Here is a 15,577-nt window from a genome sequence, read left to right as displayed (position 1 = left end):
TTAACCGGCCGGAGAAATTCCGGAGATCGGGTCGCGGTTTGCATAAGCAGGTGGATCGTCCGGTTCAGAACCTCGACCCGCCACCGGTGGACGGCGTTCGGCTGGAAATCAGCCCAGCTTCGCCATGCCGCTGCGAATGACAGCCCTGAGTTCGTCGATCGGACGAAGGCCGTTGCCGTCCTCGAAGTGCCAGAAGGTCCAGCCATTGCAGGCATCGAGCCCTTGGACACGAGCGCCGAGGCGATGGATGGAGCCGGCCTCGCCGCCGGATGCGATGGTGCCATCGGCGCGCACGATTGCCGAATGGCGACGGCGGGCATCGGTCAGTACCTGACCCGGCTTGACCAGACCGCTTTCGACCAGCGTGTTGAAGGCAACGCGCGGCTCGGCCTTCTTGCCGGTCATGACGGTGAGTTCCGCCTTGCCGAGCGGCTCGACGGCAGCGATGCGCGCAGAGGCAGCCTCGATATAATCCTGCTCGCGCTCGATGCCGACGAAATGACGGCCGAGACGCTTGGCGACCGCACCCGTGGTTCCCGAGCCGAAGAACGGGTCGAGCACGATGTCTCCGGGCTTGGTGGATGCCATGATGACGCGGGCCAGCAGGGCTTCCGGCTTCTGGGTCGGATGCACCTTCTTGCCGTCTTCGTCCTTCAGGCGCTCGCCACCGGCGCAGATCGGAAACAGCCAGTCGGAGCGCATCTGCACGTCGTCGTTCGACGCCTTCAGAGCATCGTAGTTGAAGGTGTAGCCCTTGGCCTTCGGATCGGGAGATGCCCAGATCATGGTCTCATGGGCATTCTGGAACCGCCGGCCCTTGAAGTTCGGCATGGGATTGGTCTTGCGCCAGACGATATCGTTCAGGATCCAGAAATTGAGATCCTGCAACGTCGCGCCGACGCGAAAAATGTTGTGATAGGAGCCGATCACCCAGATGGTGCCGGTCGGTTTCAGAACGCGGCGGCAGGCAAGCAGCCAGGCGCGGGTGAAGGCATCATAGGCTTCGAAGGATGCGAACTGGTCCCATTCGTCATCGACGGCATCGACCAGCGACTGGTCGGGACGATGCAGGGTGCCACCAAGCTGCAGATTATAGGGCGGATCGGCGAAAATCGCATCGACGGATTTGTCGGGAAGCGCTTCGAGCGCAGCGACGCAATCGCCCTTGATGATGCTGTCGACCCAGGAAAAAGGATCGTTGGAACGGCGAAGATCGGCGAGCGGAAATACGGAAGCCATCGGATACTCACTGTTACGCTGACGCAGCACGGGGATACGAGGCTTATGGTTACCGAGTTTGGTTACCAAAGGCTGAATGACGCTGGCGAATTTCCATTGGTAAGCTTCAGGACGGCACAAAGGGCGCTGGAAATGCACAGGCGGCGATCGATGTCGCCGCCTGCAAATCAACGGATACACACCTCGCGATATCCGCCTTCCGCCACATGGTCGCAAAGGCTCCCCCACTCGCACCCGATACAGGCCGCACGAAGCCCGCCGGATGAAAAGTGAAGGCGAAGCTTTCTGAACAGGTTTGCTCCAGGCACGATTGAGGAGCCAGCGGACAACGGACGCCCGAGCAGGTCCGAGACCGCGGCAAGCGCCTCGGCATCGCGACCGCAAACGCTTTCGCCGAGGCAATGAGGAGCGTTCTCGTCTTCGAGCAGAGGGGTGCAGATATCGTCCGGCCCCTCAACGATGACGATAGTTTCTCCGCGGGAAAGCCGCCGCGCCAGGGCCTCGTAATTGGCGGTGAATCGCGGCGAATATCCCCTGCCGACGAATGTCAACATGCACAGAAGATGATGGGCGCGGAGACGGACCGCCACCTTCAACTCCGTACGAAATGGCGTCCGATCGCCATCAGGACGGCTGCGGCCAAAGCGGATTTCAGGACACCGCCGAGAATGAACGGCACCACACCGAGGGCGAGGCCCTTTTCCACGCCGAGAAGGAGCATCAGCCACGCGCCGCCGATTGCAAGGCAGAGCATATTGGCGAGAACATGTGCCGAAAAGCTGAGCACGACACGTTCGCCCGTCCAGCCTTTTTCGGCGAGCAAGCCGGCAAGCGCCGCGATGATCGGGAAGGACACAAGATAGCCTGATGTCGGCCCCATGAACGGGGCAAGCCCGCCGGCACCATTTGCCAGCACCGGCAGGCCGATTGCCGCCTCGCCGAGCCACGCCAGCACGGTCGCAGCACCGAGACGCCAGCCATAGAGCACGCCGATCATGGTGATAGCAAAGGTCTGCATGGTGATCGGGACCGGCACCATCGGCACGGAGATCTGCGAGGCAAGCGCAAGCACGGCCGTACCGGCGAGCACCAGAAGAGCGCGAACGCCCGCCGGACGCGCGGCGATACCGAACGGGTCGAAACGACCACTCATGGAAGAAGAAGCGAAGGGCATGGGATCTCCATTTTATAGATAATTTACTCAGCGCGAGTCTTTTTATCTATTTTTTGATTCCGAGCAAGCTCCTGCGGCCGATACCATAGAGAGCGAATGGTACAACTGCGTGGAAACCCGGCTTCAAAAAAGGAATGAAGCACGAGGAATTCAAGAAATAATTCTTCACAATCAATAATTTATGAAGATATTATTCACCATTCAATTTTATCTATAATTTCTAGCCGACGATGGCGAAGCCTTCGTCCTCGCGCGCCCCGGCCTTCGGCATGGGCGTTCGGCCAATCCACTGTACGTGCCGCTCGAGAATGGCGCAGGCGTCGGATGCCCTGCCCTGGCGCAGTGCGGAGAGAATGGCCCGATGGTCGTGGTCGGTCCTGGCCTCCCAGCCCGCCCGCCACGCAACGAAGAGAAAGCGGGCACTGACGGCATGCAGGTCGTCGATAACTGCCAGCAGTCGCGGCATATCGCAGGTGGAAACGATCAGACGGTGGAAACGGCGGTTTGCCTCTTCCCAGGCCTGCACATCCCTCGCCGCGTCGGCATCGCTCGCCGCCCGCTCAGCGGCATCGAGCACATCGGGCGTCATGTTTGGCGCGGCATGTTTCAAGGCGAGAACCTCAAGGGCGGCCCGCATTTCCGCCACTTCGCGCACCTGTTTCAAGTCGAAGGAGGCGACACGCACACCGCGGCGCGGCAGGCTGATGACGAGGCCCTGCGCCTCGAGACGACGGAAAGCCTCGCGCACCGGCACATGGCTCGCGCCGAATTCCTCGGCGATATGGTCTTGGGCGAGCCGGGAGCCCGGCACGAGTTCACCATGAATGATGCGCTCGGCAAGGGCCCGGCTGATGCGGCTCGCAATCGTATCGTCCTGATCTTTCTGCATGTGGACATGCATAGTCGGCGGTGCCCGGCTTGTCGAGGCAAGCCGGGCGGCAAGATCAAGGAGCGGAATGGATTGCCCTGCTGTCCTCCGGCGCCTCATTGCGCCGGTCGAAACCGTAGTCTCGCAAGACATGCGCAACCCTAAGCCGGTAATCGGCAAAGACACCTTCCCTTCCCATTGCCTGGGCGGCGCGATGTTCGGAAAGATTGCGCCAGCGCGCCACCGCCTCCTCATCTCGCCAGAAGGAAAGCGACAGGATCTTTCCCGGCAGGGTCAGGCTCTCGAAACGCTCGACCGAGAGAAATCCATCCATCTTCTCCAGTTGGGGCCGCAGTTCAGCCGCGACATCGAGATAGGCGCTCCGGGCGCCAAGATAAGGCACGACCTCGAAGATCACGGCAATCATCGCGCGACCCTCGCCGCATGGGGTGTGGACACGCATTTCAGAAAGAGACGATCCTCGCGGATGATGAACTTCTCGCGGGCGGCGAACTGGTAATTTTCCCGCCCGAGGGGATCTTCGGCGAGCCGGGCGCGATAGGCTTCGTATTCTGCGAGGCTCTCCAGGTGATAGATGCCGTAGGCAGTGGTCGACGAGCCCTCATGCGGCGCGAAATATCCGACGAGATCGGCGCCGCAGCGCGGAATGGCCTCGCCCCAGTTGCGGGCATAAGTTGCGAACTCCTCCTTGGCGAAGGGATCGATCTCATAGCGGATGACACAGGTAATCATTGGCATTCTCCTTTGCTTCATACCTCCTTCTGCCATGTTGCCGATAGAGCATACTTCGGTTACGATCGAAGTATGAAAGAAGGACCCGATATTGCCCGCATCGCCGCCCTGATCGGCGATCCCGCCCGCGCCAACATGCTGCTTTCGCTGATGGGAGGTGGCGCGCTGACGGCGACGGAGCTTGCCGGCGCGGCCGGAATCACCCTGCAAACCGCAAGCTCGCATCTCGCCAAGCTTGAAGAAGGCGGCCTGATTCGCCAACGCAAGCAGGGACGCCACCGCTATTTCACCTTCGCCGATGCCGGTGTCGGGACGCTGATCGAAAGCCTCATGGGATTTGCCGCAAGCCGCGGACACCTGAGGCATCGGACAGGACCGAAGGAGCCGGCGCTGCGCAAGGCGCGGATCTGCTACGACCATCTTGCCGGAGACTACGGCGTGCGCATGCTCGACAGTTTGCGCGCGACAGGCGCCATCGCAGGCGACGAAGAACACCCGCATCTGACGGAAGCCGGCGAAAGACTGGTCGCAAGCCATGGCATCGACGTCGATATACTGAAGGCGCTCAGACGCCCGCTCTGCCGGGCATGCCTCGACTGGAGCGAGCGTCGCACGCATCTCTCCGGTTCGCTCGGGCGGGCGCTGCTTTCCCATTTCCTCGATAGCGGCCTCGCGCGACGGGAAAGCGGCAGCCGCGTGATCCATTTCAGCCCCGAGGGCGAACGGCGTTTCGCCGTCATGTTTCCGACAGCAGATTGAGTTTTCCCCGCCCCCTCACTCTCTCAGTCGCCTCTTGAAAAGATACCGATCAGACGGTATCTTTATGGAAGCCAATCGAGAGACCCAGCCATGAATCCCGTTGCCCTTGCGTATGCCTCGCTTGCCGGCGCCATCATCTGTGAGGTGATCGGCACGACCTTCCTGCAGAAATCCGCCCAGTTCACCAGGCTCGGGCCGACGCTTGCCATGGTCGCGCTTTATGCCGTTTCGTTCTATCTGCTGTCGCAGGCACTCAAAGGCATGCCGCTCGGCATTGCTTATGCGATGTGGGGCGGGCTCGGCATCATCCTCACAGCGCTCATCAGCGTCTTCTTGTTCAAGCAGTCGCTCGATCCGGCGGCGATGGCCGGCATCGGCCTGATCGTCGCGGGCGTGATCGTGATGAATGCCTTTTCCAATTCGGTCACGCACGGATGACGGCGAACGCCTATTCCAGAAAGAAGCAGCCGGAACTGGTTCGTCGCGCCCTGCTCGACCAGACTGCAGCCCTGGCGGTCGAAGGCGGACCAGCGGCAATCACCATCCAGGCGGTGGCTGACCGGGCAGGCGTGACGAAGGGTGGGCTTCTGCATCATTTCGCCAGCAAACAGGCGCTTGTCGAGGCGGTCTTTGCCGACCTGCTCGAAAAGCTCGACCAGGAAATCGAGCTCTACATGGCGGAGGACGGCGAGATGCGCGGACGCTTCACCCGCGCTTATATCAGGGCGAGCTTTGCCGACCGGAAGCTCGGCAGCAGCAGCCCGTGGGTCGCGCTTTCCGTTTCCATGATCTCGGAACCCGGCCTCCGACGGCTCTGGTCGCAATGGCTGGAACGAAAGCTTGCCGCACACCGGCCGACGGATGACGGACCAATGTTCGAAATCGCGCGCCTTGCCGCCGATGGAGTCTGGCTCGCCGACCTCCTGCAACAGGATCGCGAACCCTTCCGCGACGTTTCCCATATCGAGCGCGGACTGCTTGCACTTGCATCGGAAGCCTCATCCGGCGCTTGACGGAGGTCACTTGCGGATTGTCCTTTACCGCCTCTTCGTGTAGGTGAGGCCTCCTCCCAACGGCATGCGACAGGACCTCCCCTCATGAGCGGTTTCGACCTAACCATTTTCGATTGCGACGGCGTGCTCGTCGATTCCGAGATCATCGCAGCCAAGGTCGAATCCAAGCTCCTGAACGAAGCAGGCTATCCGATTTCCGTCGAGGAGATGGGCGAACGCTTTGCCGGCATGACCTGGAAAAACATCCTCCTCACAGTCGAGAAAGAGGTCGACATCCCGCTGTCAGCCAGCCTGCTCGACAAGTCGGAAGCCCTGCTCGACCAGCGGCTGGCTCGCGAAGTCAAGATCATCGACGGCGTGGTCTTCGCGCTTTCCCGGCTTAAGGGACCGCGCTGCATCTGCTCGAACTCGTCTTCCGCGCGCCTCGACATGATGCTGACCAAGGTCGGCCTCAAGGAATTCTTCGCGCCGCATGTCTATTCGGCCAAGGATCTCGGCCCCGACCGGGTCAAGCCGAAACCCGACATTTTCCTCCATGGCGCAGCACAGTTCGGCGTCACGCCCGACAAGGTCGTCGTCGTCGAGGATTCCGTGCACGGGGTTCATGCGGCACGCGCCGCCGGCATGCGCGTGATCGGCTTCACCGGCGCCTCGCACACCTACCCTTCCCATGCCGACCGCCTGACGGATGCCGGAGCCGAGACCGTGATCTCGCGCATGATGGATCTGCCGGCGGTCATTGCCGCCATGGAAAACTGGGCGGGTGCGATCTAATCCACCCGTTCCCCGCCTCGTGCGAAAAACCGGTCGTCAAATGCGCAGGGCAAGACCTGCCGGCAGGATATCCGCGCGCAGCGCCCTCAGACCGGAGTTTTCCCCGTCGATCTCGCTGGAAAAGCGGCCATCCTCCAGCGGTGTGATCTCGACCGAACGTCCCCGGTGGAAACTCAACAGAGGATGGCCGACATGGGCTGCCGAGGGAAGCCGCGCCAGCAGCCCGAGCTGGCCGGCCCTGGAGGCAGCCCGCATCACGGCAATGTCGAGCAGGCCATCCGCCAGGTCCGCCTGCGGGACGACATGCATGCCGCCACCGAACCAGGCCCCGTTGGCAACGCTCACCACCGTGACCCCGCCGGCATAAATCTCCTCCCCGTCAATGACGACCCGTACCGATTGCGGACGGTAGCGAAGGATCTCGCGCGCCGAATAGAGCATGAAGCGCATCGAGCCGCCGAGAAACCTGCCGCGTGGCGCCGCATTTACGGCACGCACGATCTCCCCGGAAACGCCGACGCTTGCGATATTGGCGAAATGGCGGTTGATCCTGCCGCCGTTTCCATCGGGGCCGCTGATACGCACGGCGTCGATAAAGCGGACGGGTGCCTCGGCGATCTGGCCCGCGATCGCCTGAGGCGCGCTCGCAAGGGTGAAATTGCGGGCGAAATCACATCCCGTGCCGTTGGGGATCAGGGAAAAGGCCGTCTTCGGCCGGCTCGACGACAGGATACCGTCGACCACGTCGCTCACCGTTCCGTCGCCGCCGACGGCAATAACGAGGTCGCAGCCGGAATCCGCCAGCGCCCGGCTCATGTCGGCCGCCTGTCCGGCAGTAGTGGTTTCGCAAACAGCGAGGTCCGGAAAGCGGACCCTCAACGCCTGGTAAAGCGCCGGCCATGCACGCACCGACGCCCTCCCGCCGGACACGGGATTTCTGACTATTCCAATTTTCACCTATGCCCCCCGGCATATGGCGTTCCGCCACCCGTTGCGGATGGCGGCCTTTGCCCATTCACTTTTCCGCCTGCGGCCGCGGCCGAAGGAATTATTTCTTCTTCGGGCCTTCGTCGAAGCCGATGAAGACCTTGGTGAGACCGCTCACATTGCTCGGAACAGTCACCTGCTTGGAGAAGACGAACTGTGTCGGCTGCGCGGCATCGGCCAAGGTGACCGGATGCTGTGTCAGTTCGGTGAAGAGCACGTTGTCGCCATCCGTCACGGCAACGCGGATCGGCAGGGTGACGGTTCCGGCCTTGCCCTCAGGTCCCGCCACGAGGCGCCCCTGAACCATGGCGGTGATCGTCAGGCTGGTCTCGCTGCGGGCGCAGGAGCGGGTCGTATCGGCCAGCGAAGCCTGATAGACGACCTTGGACGGATCGTCCTTCGCGCCCTTGGCGTAGGTGCGGTAATAGGACGTGCCGTCACGCAGGGCGATCGTCGGGCAGAAGCCCTGCACCACAGGCGCCACGGCCGGGGCGGCGGCACTGGCCTCAGGCTTTTCCGCGGCCGAACCGAGAGCGCCACCGGGATTGCCAGCGTTGCAGCCGGCGAGAACCATCATCGAAAATGCGGCCAACAGCCCGCGCGACACCTTCACAGACACGATATGCACCTTCCGCATTCTTGAGCTTCGAGAAGCCAAAAGCCATTCCATTTGGGCCTTTTCATGCCCAGGGAGGATGGTCTATACCAGCGGCGCAGCGAAAAATCGATTGGGTAGCCAGCGTTTTGCTTCGAATTTCAATACCGCCGGCATTCAGAGGCTTCGCCTCAACCTGGACAAATCCGTTCGCGGCTGCCGTGCCTGCGAAATCCGCCCGGCCCGTCTGGCGCAAAAAGACGAACTTACGTTCCCGAAACGTCATAGTCTCGGACACCCAAACGCGCCTCACCTCTTCTGACCAAGGATGACCATCGTGGAATATATCTCGACCCGCGGAGAGGCCAAAAGCCTCGGTTTCAGTGACGCCCTGCTTGCGGGCCTTGCCCGCGACGGCGGCCTCTACGTGCCGCGCAAATGGCCCCATCTCAAGAAGAAGGAAATCCGCGCGCTCCGCGGCAAGACATACCAGGACATCGCCTTCGAAATTCTTCATCCCTTCACCGGCGGCGAGATCGAGGTCGGCACGTTCCGCTCGATGATCGACGAGGCCTACGCGACCTTCCGCCATCCGGCCGTGGCCCCGCTGGTGCAGACCGGTCCGAACGCCTTCGTACTCGAACTTTTCCACGGCACGACCCTCGCCTTCAAGGACGTGGCGATGCAGCTTCTCGCCCGGCTGATGGATCATGTGCTTGCCGAACGCGGCGAATGGGCGACCATCGTCGGCGCGACGTCAGGCGATACCGGGGGCGCCGCCATCGACGCCTTTGCCGGCCGCGCCCGCACCGACGTCTTCATCCTGTTCCCGCACGAGAAGGTCTCGCCCGTCCAGCAGCGGCAGATGACGACCTCGAAGGCCGACAACGTTCATGCCATCGCCGTCAGGGGCAATTTCGACGATTGCCAAAATCTGGTGAAGGCGATGTTCAACGACAACGCCTTCCGCGACCGCTACAGGATTTCCGGCGTCAACTCGATCAACTGGGCCCGCATCATGGCGCAGGTGGTCTATTACTTCACCGCCGCGATCTCGCTCGGCGCGCCGGATCGCAAGGTTTCCTTCACCGTGCCGACGGGCAATTTCGGCGATATTTTCGCCGGCTACGTCGCCAAGAAAATGGGGCTGCCGATCGACAAGCTGGTGATCGCCACCAACGAGAACGACATTCTCGCCCGCACCCTGAAGACCGGGCGTTACGAGATGAAAGGCGTCTCGGCCACCACCTCGCCGTCGATGGATATCCAGATTTCGTCCAACTTCGAACGTCTGCTGTTCGAAGCCTATGACCGCGACGACGCGGCTATCCGCTCGTCGATGGAAAGCCTGAAACAGTCCGGCTCCTTCGAGATCAAGCCCGAGGCCCTGAAGGCGATCCGCAAGGACTTCCGCGCCGGCCGCGCCACCGAGAAGCAGGTGGCCGCCACGATCCGCGACACGCTGGCCGAGACCGGCTACCTGATCGACCCCCATACGGCCGTCGGCGTTCATGTCGCAGCGAAGTTCGCCAAGCCTTCCAGCCCCATGATTACCCTCTCCACAGCCCACCCGGCAAAGTTCCCCGCTGCAGTAAAATCAGCAAGCGGTATTGACCCGGCGCTTCCGGCGTGGCTTGCTGATCTGATGACCAGGGAGGAGCATTTCGATATCCTGGACGCGGAACTTAAAGCCGTCGAAACCTTTGTCGGTGAACATGCCCGCACAGATAATTGAGAAATGCAGAAAGACGGATCGATGAATGTTGAGTGTACCCGGCTGCCCTCTGGGCTGACGGTCGTAACCGAGAAGATGCCGCATCTCGAAAGCGTCGCGCTCGGAACCTGGATCAAATCCGGTTCTCGCAACGAAACCGACGCGGAGCACGGCATCGCCCATCTTCTCGAACACATGGCATTCAAGGGCACGCAGCGACGCAATGCCCGCCAGATCGCCGAGGAGATCGAGAATGTCGGCGGCGAACTCAATGCCGCTACGTCCACAGAGACCACCTCCTATTACGCCCGCGTGCTCAAGGACGACGTACCGCTCGCGGTCGATATCCTCGCCGACATCTTGACGGAGTCGGTTTTCGACGAGGAGGAACTCGCGCGCGAAAAGCACGTGATCCTGCAGGAGATCGGCGCAGCCAACGATACGCCCGACGACGTGGTGTTCGACCGCTTCTCGGAACTCGCCTTCGCCGGACAGACCCTCGGCCGTCCCATCCTCGGCACGCCCGATACGGTAAAGTCGTTTACCAGCGACGAAATCCGGGGCTACCTGTCGCGCAACTACACGACCGACCGCATGTTCGTCGTTGCGGCCGGGGCCGTCGACCATGACGCTTTCGTTCGCCAGGTCGAAGACCGCTTCTCCGGCCTCAGAACCGAGCCCGCCGCCCCGCCCGTCCTCGAAGCCGCGCGCTATACCGGCGGTGAGGCCCGCGAGGAACGCGACCTGATGGATGCGCAGGTGCTGCTCGGCTTCGAGGGCCGCGCCTATCACATGCGCGACTTCTATTGTTCGCAGATCCTCGCCAATATTCTCGGCGGCGGCATGTCCTCGCGCCTCTTCCAGGAAGTGCGCGAATTCCGGGGCCTTTGCTATTCGGTCTATGCCTTCCATTGGGGCTTTTCCGACACTGGTATCTTCGGCATCCACGCCGCGACCGGCGGCGAAAACCTGCCGGAACTGGTTCCCGTCATCATCGACGAACTGCGCAAGTCGTCGGACATGATAAACCAGCAGGAAATCGACCGCTCGCGCGCGCAAATCCGCGCGCAACTGCTGATGGGACAGGAAAGCCCGGCGGCGCGCGCCGGCCAGATCGCCCGGCAGATGATGCTCTATGGACGCCCGATCTCCAATCAGGAAATGATGGAGCGGTTGGCCGGCATCACCACCGAACGGCTGACGGATCTTGCCGGCCGGCTGTTCTTCGAGACCGTGCCGACGCTTTCGGCCATCGGTCCGCTCGATCAGCTTGCGCCGATGAACGAAATCACGCAGGCCCTTTCCAGCGGCAATGCCGGCGGCGCCCTCAAGGCGGCTGGCTGAAAAACTGCGGCGAGACAAGGGGTTGCGGCGAGCCAGCGGCGCATGACCGCCCTCGCCTTTGTGGGGGCATGGCATGGCACGGTCGGTCTTTCGGTTTCTGTCGCGGCAGCCGGAAACGCCGGAGCTCTATGGTCCCGATCATCTTCTGCGCCTGCCCCGCTACCGCGATTTCGACCAGTGGCACAGGCTGCGCAGCGAAAGCCGCGCCTTCCTGCAGCCATGGGAGCCCACCTGGCGGGCGGACGAACTGACCGAGAGCTCCTACCGGGCGCGAGTCATTCGCAACGAGCAGGAATTCAACTCGGGTCTGGCTGTCCCTTTCTTTCTCTTCCACAGGCCGGAGGAGATTCTTCTCGGCGGCCTGACGATCGGCCTGATCCGCCGCGGAGCCTCGCAAAGCTGCATGATCGGATACTGGATGGGCGAAAGATATGCCGGCCAGGGCCATATGTTTGCCGCACTTCGGCTCGCTATTCCCTATATCTTCAGGGTGCTTGAGTTGCACCGGATCGAAGCAGCCTGTATTCCAGACAACAGCAACAGCATCAGGTTGCTCGAAAAAGCCGGATTTGAGCGGGAAGGTCTCTTGCGGGAATATCTCAAAATCAACGGGCGCTGGCGAGACCATGCGATCTATTCGCTTCTGGCGGATCGGGCCACGGACAACGGCGGCAAAGAGCCCTCATGAAACTCACGGACAACAGGCAGACGGCAGCCGGCCGAACGCTGGCGGCGGCTTTCGCCATGGTCATGCTCGTGCTGGCCGGCCTTTTCGCGACGGTCGCCAACGCCGCCGAGCCGGTGAAGATCGCCCGTGACGACACGGCGCTCGACCTCACCGCGACCACCGAGATCTATACGAACCAGGGAGAGGCCTTTCAGGTTTCAACCGCAGCCGGCGCGGACGGTATTCGCCGCCGCATCGAAGTGCGTTCCAGCTCGCCGCAGCATCAGGGCGACTGGGCCGTCTTCGCGCTTGCCAACGTTTCGGAAGAGCAGCTCGAGCGCGTGATCGTCGCTCCGCATTTCCGTCTGGTGAACTCGAAGCTGTTCTGGCCCGATCTCGGCTCCCAGCGCATTATCGCTATCACGCCTTCGGAAGGCTTCGCGCTCGACCGGCAGCCGAGTTCGGAGGCGGACGTCTTCCGCATCACGCTTAACCCGGGCGCTGTCATCACCTTCGTCGCCGAGCTTTCGACGCCGCAGCTTCCGCAGATCTACCTCTGGGAACCGAACGCCTACAAGGACACGGTCAACGCTTTCACCCTTTATCGCGGCATCGTTCTCGGCATCGCCGGCCTTCTCGCGGTGTTCCTGACGATCCTGTTCGTGGTCAAGGGTACGTCCATGCTGCCGGCCGCCGCTGCGCTCGCCTGGGCCGTGCTCGCCTATATCTGCGTCGACTTCGGCTTCCTTGAAAAACTCATCAGCATCACGTCCAGCGACCAGCGAATATGGCGAGCGGGCGCGGAAGTGGCGCTCGCATCGAGCCTCGTCATATTCCTTTTCACCTACCTGAACCTCAATCGCTGGCATGTCCATCTGGGCTATGCGACCTTCGCATGGATCCTCGGCCTCGGCCTGCTTTTCGGGGTCGCCATCTATGACCCCTCGGTCGCCTCCGGCATCGCGCGCCTGTCCTTTGCGCTGACCGCCACCGCCGGCATCGTGCTCATCATCTATCTCGGCTTCAACCGCTACGACCGGGCTATCCTTCTCGTGCCGACATGGGCGCTGATCCTCGTCTGGCTGTTCGGTGGGTGGCTGACGGTCACCGGGCGGCTGGACAACGATATCATCCAGCCGGCGCTCGGCGGAGGGCTGGTGCTGATCGTGCTGCTGATCGGCTTTACCGTCATGCAGCATGCCTTCGCCGGCGGCGCCTATCAACAGGGCCTGTTCTCCGACCTCGAACGCCAGTCGCTGGCGCTCACCGGTTCCGGCGATACGGTGTGGGACTGGGATGTCGCCCGCGACCGCGTGGTGACGAGCCCCGACATTTCCGTCCGCCTGGGGCTTTCGCCGGGAACCATGCACGGCCCCGCCCGCAACTGGCTCCCACGCCTGCATCCGGACGACCGGGAGAGGTTCCGCGCCACGCTCGACGTGCTGCTGGAACATCGCAAGGGCCGCCTCAATCACGAATTCCGCATCCGCGCCGAAGACGGCCATTTCCACTGGCTGAAGATCAGGGCGCGGCCGGTCCTTGGCTCCAATGGCGAGGTCATCCGCTGCGTCGGCACCATCATCGATGTGACCGAGCAGAAAAACTCGATCGATCGCCTGCTCGCCGATGCGATGCACGACAATCTGACGGGCCTGCCGAACCGGGAAGTCTTCCTCGACCGGCTGCAGTCGGTCCTGACGCTCGGCAACGGGTCCGAGGCGTTGCGGCCAACCGTCATGGCGATCGACATCGACCGTTACAAGCAGGTGAACGACAGTCTCGGGATCGCCGCCGGCGACAATATCCTGATCGCGCTGACGCGACGGCTTCGACGCCTCCTGAAACCGCAGGACACGCTCGCACGCCTTTCCGGCGACGAGTTCGGCCTGATCCTCGTTTCGGAGCGCGATCCCGGCAAGGTCGCAGATTTTGCCGACGCCATCTCGAAGGCGATCATGGTGCCGATCAATTTCGCCAATCGCGAGATCATCCTGACAGCTTCCATCGGCCTCGTTTCATGGGTCGACCAGCAGGAGAGCGCAACCAGCCTGCTGTCCGATGCGGAGCTTGCGATGTACCGCGCCAAGCGCGCAGGCGGCAACCGGGTCGAGCCCTTCCGCCCCGCCTTCCGCGCCGGCGGAACCGACCGGCTGCAGATCGAAACGGATCTGCGCCGCGCCATCGACCGCAAGGAGCTGTCGATGGTCTACCAGCCGATCATCCGGCTTGCCGATGGCGAAGTCGCCGGTTTCGAGGCCCTGATGCGCTGGGATCACCCCAAGCGCGGCAGCATTCCGCCGTCCGAATTCATCCCGATCGCGGAAGCATCCGACCTGATCGAGCCGCTCGGCATGTTCGCGTTGGAACGCGCCACCACCGATCTGACCGATTGGGAAAAACAGACCGGGGACGTGCCGATCTTCGTCTCGGTCAATCTGTCGAGCGCGCAGTTGCTTTCCAGCGAGATCTACAACGATATCCGCGCGATGCTGACCAAGACCCAATGCGATCCGGGCCGACTGAAGCTCGAATTGACGGAGTCGGTGGTGATGGCAAATCCGGAGCAGGCGCGCCTCGTTCTGGGCAAGCTCAGGGATACCGGCATCAGTCTGGCGCTCGACGATTTCGGCACCGGCTACTCGTCGCTCGCCTATCTCACCCGTTTCCCCTTCGACACGATCAAGCTCGACAAGGCGCTGGTCTGCGACCAATCCGAAAAACGGGGCGTCCTGCTGAAATCGATCATCGCCATGGCCTGTGGGCTTGAAATGAAGGTGGTGGCGGAAGGTATCGAAACGGAGGAAGACGGTCAGGAACTCGCGAAACTGGGATGCGATTTCGGACAAAGCTATCTTTACGGCGCACCGATCGGAGCCGAGTCCGTTCTCCGTCTGCTGCGTGAACGATTTCCGCTGACCAAGAGGGCTTGAGCCGGGCGCAAGCACAACCCAGCGGGGCCAGCCGTTCCTCAGGCGTGCCCGGCTTCCATCGACAGCATGGCCGGGCTGACGCCCATCAGCGCCAGAGCGCGTTCGTACTTGGTGTCAAGCGCCCGATCGAAGATCAGGTCTTCCGCGGCCGGGCAGTTCAGCCAACCGTTATTGGCAATCTCGAATTCGAGTTGCCCCGGCCCCCAGCCGGCATAACCGAGCAGCATCGTGGCGCGGCGCGGACCGCGGCCATCGGAGATGGCGCGCACGATGTCGAGCGTCGCCGTCAGCGAAATGTCGTCGCTGATCGGGATGCTGCTGTCGCTCAGATAGTCGTCGGAGTGAAGGACGAAACCGCGGCCCGTTTCCACCGGTCCACCGCTCTGAATCGGGAAATGCCGGGCATGGTCCGGCAGCATGATCGCATCGTTCTTGTCGATCAATTCCAGATGCAGGAGTACGTCGGCAAAGGTCACCGGCTGCGACCGATTGATGATGAAGCCCATGGCGCCGGCCGGAGAATGGGCGCAAACATAAACGACGGCCCGTGCGAAGTTGCCGTCCGTCATTCCTGGCATGGCTATCAGGAACTGGCCGTCCAGAAAGCCACGCTCGCGATCCTTCTTCAAGTTCGATAAAGCCATGCTGGACCTCCAGCGTCTCTGTAACCGAGACATCCGACGTGAACTCCGGGATGAAGTCCGTCATTTCTCATTTTAGCAAGATGAGGCAGACCGCCCCCGCAATCAACTGAAAATGA

General features: G+C 62.1%; 18 protein-coding genes. 9 read left to right on the top strand and 9 right to left on the bottom strand.

Going from position 1 to position 15,577, the window contains the following annotated elements:
• Positions 1-108: 108 nt before the first annotated feature.
• The 6 genes from J5N58_RS10970 to J5N58_RS10945 all read right to left on the bottom strand — a co-directional run bounded on the left by J5N58_RS10970 (position 109) and on the right by J5N58_RS10945 (position 4,034).
• Positions 109-1,239 carry a site-specific DNA-methyltransferase gene (locus J5N58_RS10970; RefSeq protein ID WP_113444098.1) on the bottom strand — a complete coding sequence of 377 codons (1,131 nt, stop codon included), beginning with the start codon at positions 1,237-1,239 and terminating at the stop codon, positions 109-111.
• A 167-nt stretch (positions 1,240-1,406) separates the two neighbouring features.
• Complete coding sequence (locus J5N58_RS10965; RefSeq protein ID WP_112827290.1) at positions 1,407-1,829, bottom strand: DUF1284 domain-containing protein; 423 nt, start codon at positions 1,827-1,829, stop codon at positions 1,407-1,409.
• Between the two features lie 2 nt (positions 1,830-1,831).
• Positions 1,832-2,392 carry a biotin transporter BioY gene (locus J5N58_RS10960; protein WP_244710945.1) on the bottom strand — a complete coding sequence of 187 codons (561 nt, stop codon included), beginning with the start codon at positions 2,390-2,392 and terminating at the stop codon, positions 1,832-1,834.
• A gap of 241 nt (positions 2,393-2,633) precedes the next feature.
• The gene (locus J5N58_RS10955; RefSeq protein ID WP_112827468.1) at positions 2,634-3,302 is read right to left on the bottom strand and encodes a GntR family transcriptional regulator; all 669 of its coding nucleotides are present in this window, start codon (positions 3,300-3,302) and stop codon (positions 2,634-2,636) included.
• A gap of 55 nt (positions 3,303-3,357) precedes the next feature.
• Positions 3,358-3,708 carry an antibiotic biosynthesis monooxygenase family protein gene (locus J5N58_RS10950; protein WP_113437937.1) on the bottom strand — a complete coding sequence of 117 codons (351 nt, stop codon included), beginning with the start codon at positions 3,706-3,708 and terminating at the stop codon, positions 3,358-3,360.
• Positions 3,705-4,034 carry an NIPSNAP family protein gene (locus tag J5N58_RS10945; RefSeq protein ID WP_113338679.1) on the bottom strand — a complete coding sequence of 110 codons (330 nt, stop codon included), beginning with the start codon at positions 4,032-4,034 and terminating at the stop codon, positions 3,705-3,707. Before J5N58_RS10945 ends, J5N58_RS10950 begins: the two co-directional genes overlap by 4 nt.
• Positions 4,035-4,106: 72 nt before the next feature.
• On the opposite strand from J5N58_RS10945, the gene J5N58_RS10940 reads away from it, so the two are divergent.
• The 4 genes from J5N58_RS10940 to J5N58_RS10925 all read left to right on the top strand — a co-directional run bounded on the left by J5N58_RS10940 (position 4,107) and on the right by J5N58_RS10925 (position 6,580).
• Positions 4,107-4,793: an ArsR/SmtB family transcription factor gene (locus J5N58_RS10940; protein ID WP_244710782.1), complete on the top strand. Its 687-nt coding sequence runs from the start codon at positions 4,107-4,109 to the stop codon at positions 4,791-4,793.
• Between the two features lie 90 nt (positions 4,794-4,883).
• Positions 4,884-5,231 (top strand): DMT family transporter, encoded by a 348-nt coding sequence (locus tag J5N58_RS10935; RefSeq protein ID WP_113448784.1) that lies wholly within the window; start codon positions 4,884-4,886, stop codon positions 5,229-5,231.
• Positions 5,228-5,806 carry a TetR/AcrR family transcriptional regulator gene (locus J5N58_RS10930; RefSeq protein ID WP_112827295.1) on the top strand — a complete coding sequence of 193 codons (579 nt, stop codon included), beginning with the start codon at positions 5,228-5,230 and terminating at the stop codon, positions 5,804-5,806. Before J5N58_RS10935 ends, J5N58_RS10930 begins: the two co-directional genes overlap by 4 nt.
• 84 nt (positions 5,807-5,890) lie before the next feature.
• Positions 5,891-6,580, top strand: coding sequence for an HAD family hydrolase (locus J5N58_RS10925; protein ID WP_112827296.1), 690 nt, complete (start codon positions 5,891-5,893; stop codon positions 6,578-6,580).
• Positions 6,581-6,616: 36 nt separating this feature from the next.
• Here the strand turns inward: J5N58_RS10925 and J5N58_RS10920 are convergent, their stop codons facing one another.
• Both J5N58_RS10920 and J5N58_RS10915 read right to left on the bottom strand, forming a co-directional pair.
• Positions 6,617-7,537, bottom strand: a complete 921-nt coding sequence (locus tag J5N58_RS10920) for a diacylglycerol/lipid kinase family protein (protein WP_342345985.1) — start codon at positions 7,535-7,537, stop codon at positions 6,617-6,619.
• A gap of 91 nt (positions 7,538-7,628) precedes the next feature.
• Complete coding sequence (locus J5N58_RS10915) at positions 7,629-8,186, bottom strand: hypothetical protein (protein WP_112827470.1); 558 nt, start codon at positions 8,184-8,186, stop codon at positions 7,629-7,631.
• 76 nt (positions 8,187-8,262) lie between these two features.
• Between J5N58_RS10915 and J5N58_RS10910 the strand changes: the two genes are divergently transcribed.
• The 5 genes from J5N58_RS10910 to J5N58_RS10890 all read left to right on the top strand — a co-directional run bounded on the left by J5N58_RS10910 (position 8,263) and on the right by J5N58_RS10890 (position 14,817).
• Positions 8,263-8,484: a hypothetical protein gene (locus J5N58_RS10910; protein WP_244710777.1), complete on the top strand. Its 222-nt coding sequence runs from the start codon at positions 8,263-8,265 to the stop codon at positions 8,482-8,484.
• A gap of 6 nt (positions 8,485-8,490) precedes the next feature.
• Positions 8,491-9,897 (top strand): threonine synthase, encoded by a 1,407-nt coding sequence (gene thrC / locus J5N58_RS10905; RefSeq protein WP_244710775.1) that lies wholly within the window; start codon positions 8,491-8,493, stop codon positions 9,895-9,897.
• A 21-nt stretch (positions 9,898-9,918) separates the two neighbouring features.
• Positions 9,919-11,220, top strand: coding sequence for a M16 family metallopeptidase (locus J5N58_RS10900; protein WP_112827471.1), 1,302 nt, complete (start codon positions 9,919-9,921; stop codon positions 11,218-11,220).
• A gap of 73 nt (positions 11,221-11,293) precedes the next feature.
• On the top strand, positions 11,294-11,908 hold the full coding sequence (locus J5N58_RS10895) for a GNAT family N-acetyltransferase (protein ID WP_113338676.1): 615 nt from the start codon (positions 11,294-11,296) through the stop codon (positions 11,906-11,908).
• A 56-nt stretch (positions 11,909-11,964) separates the two neighbouring features.
• On the top strand, positions 11,965-14,817 hold the full coding sequence (locus J5N58_RS10890; protein WP_244710942.1) for an EAL domain-containing protein: 2,853 nt from the start codon (positions 11,965-11,967) through the stop codon (positions 14,815-14,817).
• 38 nt (positions 14,818-14,855) lie between these two features.
• Here the strand turns inward: J5N58_RS10890 and J5N58_RS10885 are convergent, their stop codons facing one another.
• On the bottom strand, positions 14,856-15,461 hold the full coding sequence (locus J5N58_RS10885; RefSeq protein WP_112827301.1) for a YqgE/AlgH family protein: 606 nt from the start codon (positions 15,459-15,461) through the stop codon (positions 14,856-14,858).
• Positions 15,462-15,577 lie beyond the last annotated feature (116 nt).

Origin of the sequence: Paenirhizobium cremeum (assembly GCF_022884085.1) — a bacterium.
In the GTDB taxonomy this organism is placed as follows: Bacteria; Pseudomonadota; Alphaproteobacteria; order Rhizobiales; family Rhizobiaceae; genus Allorhizobium; species Allorhizobium cremeum.
The sequence above is the reverse complement of the archived record's forward strand: the minus strand, read 5'-3'. Positions and strand labels throughout refer to the sequence as shown.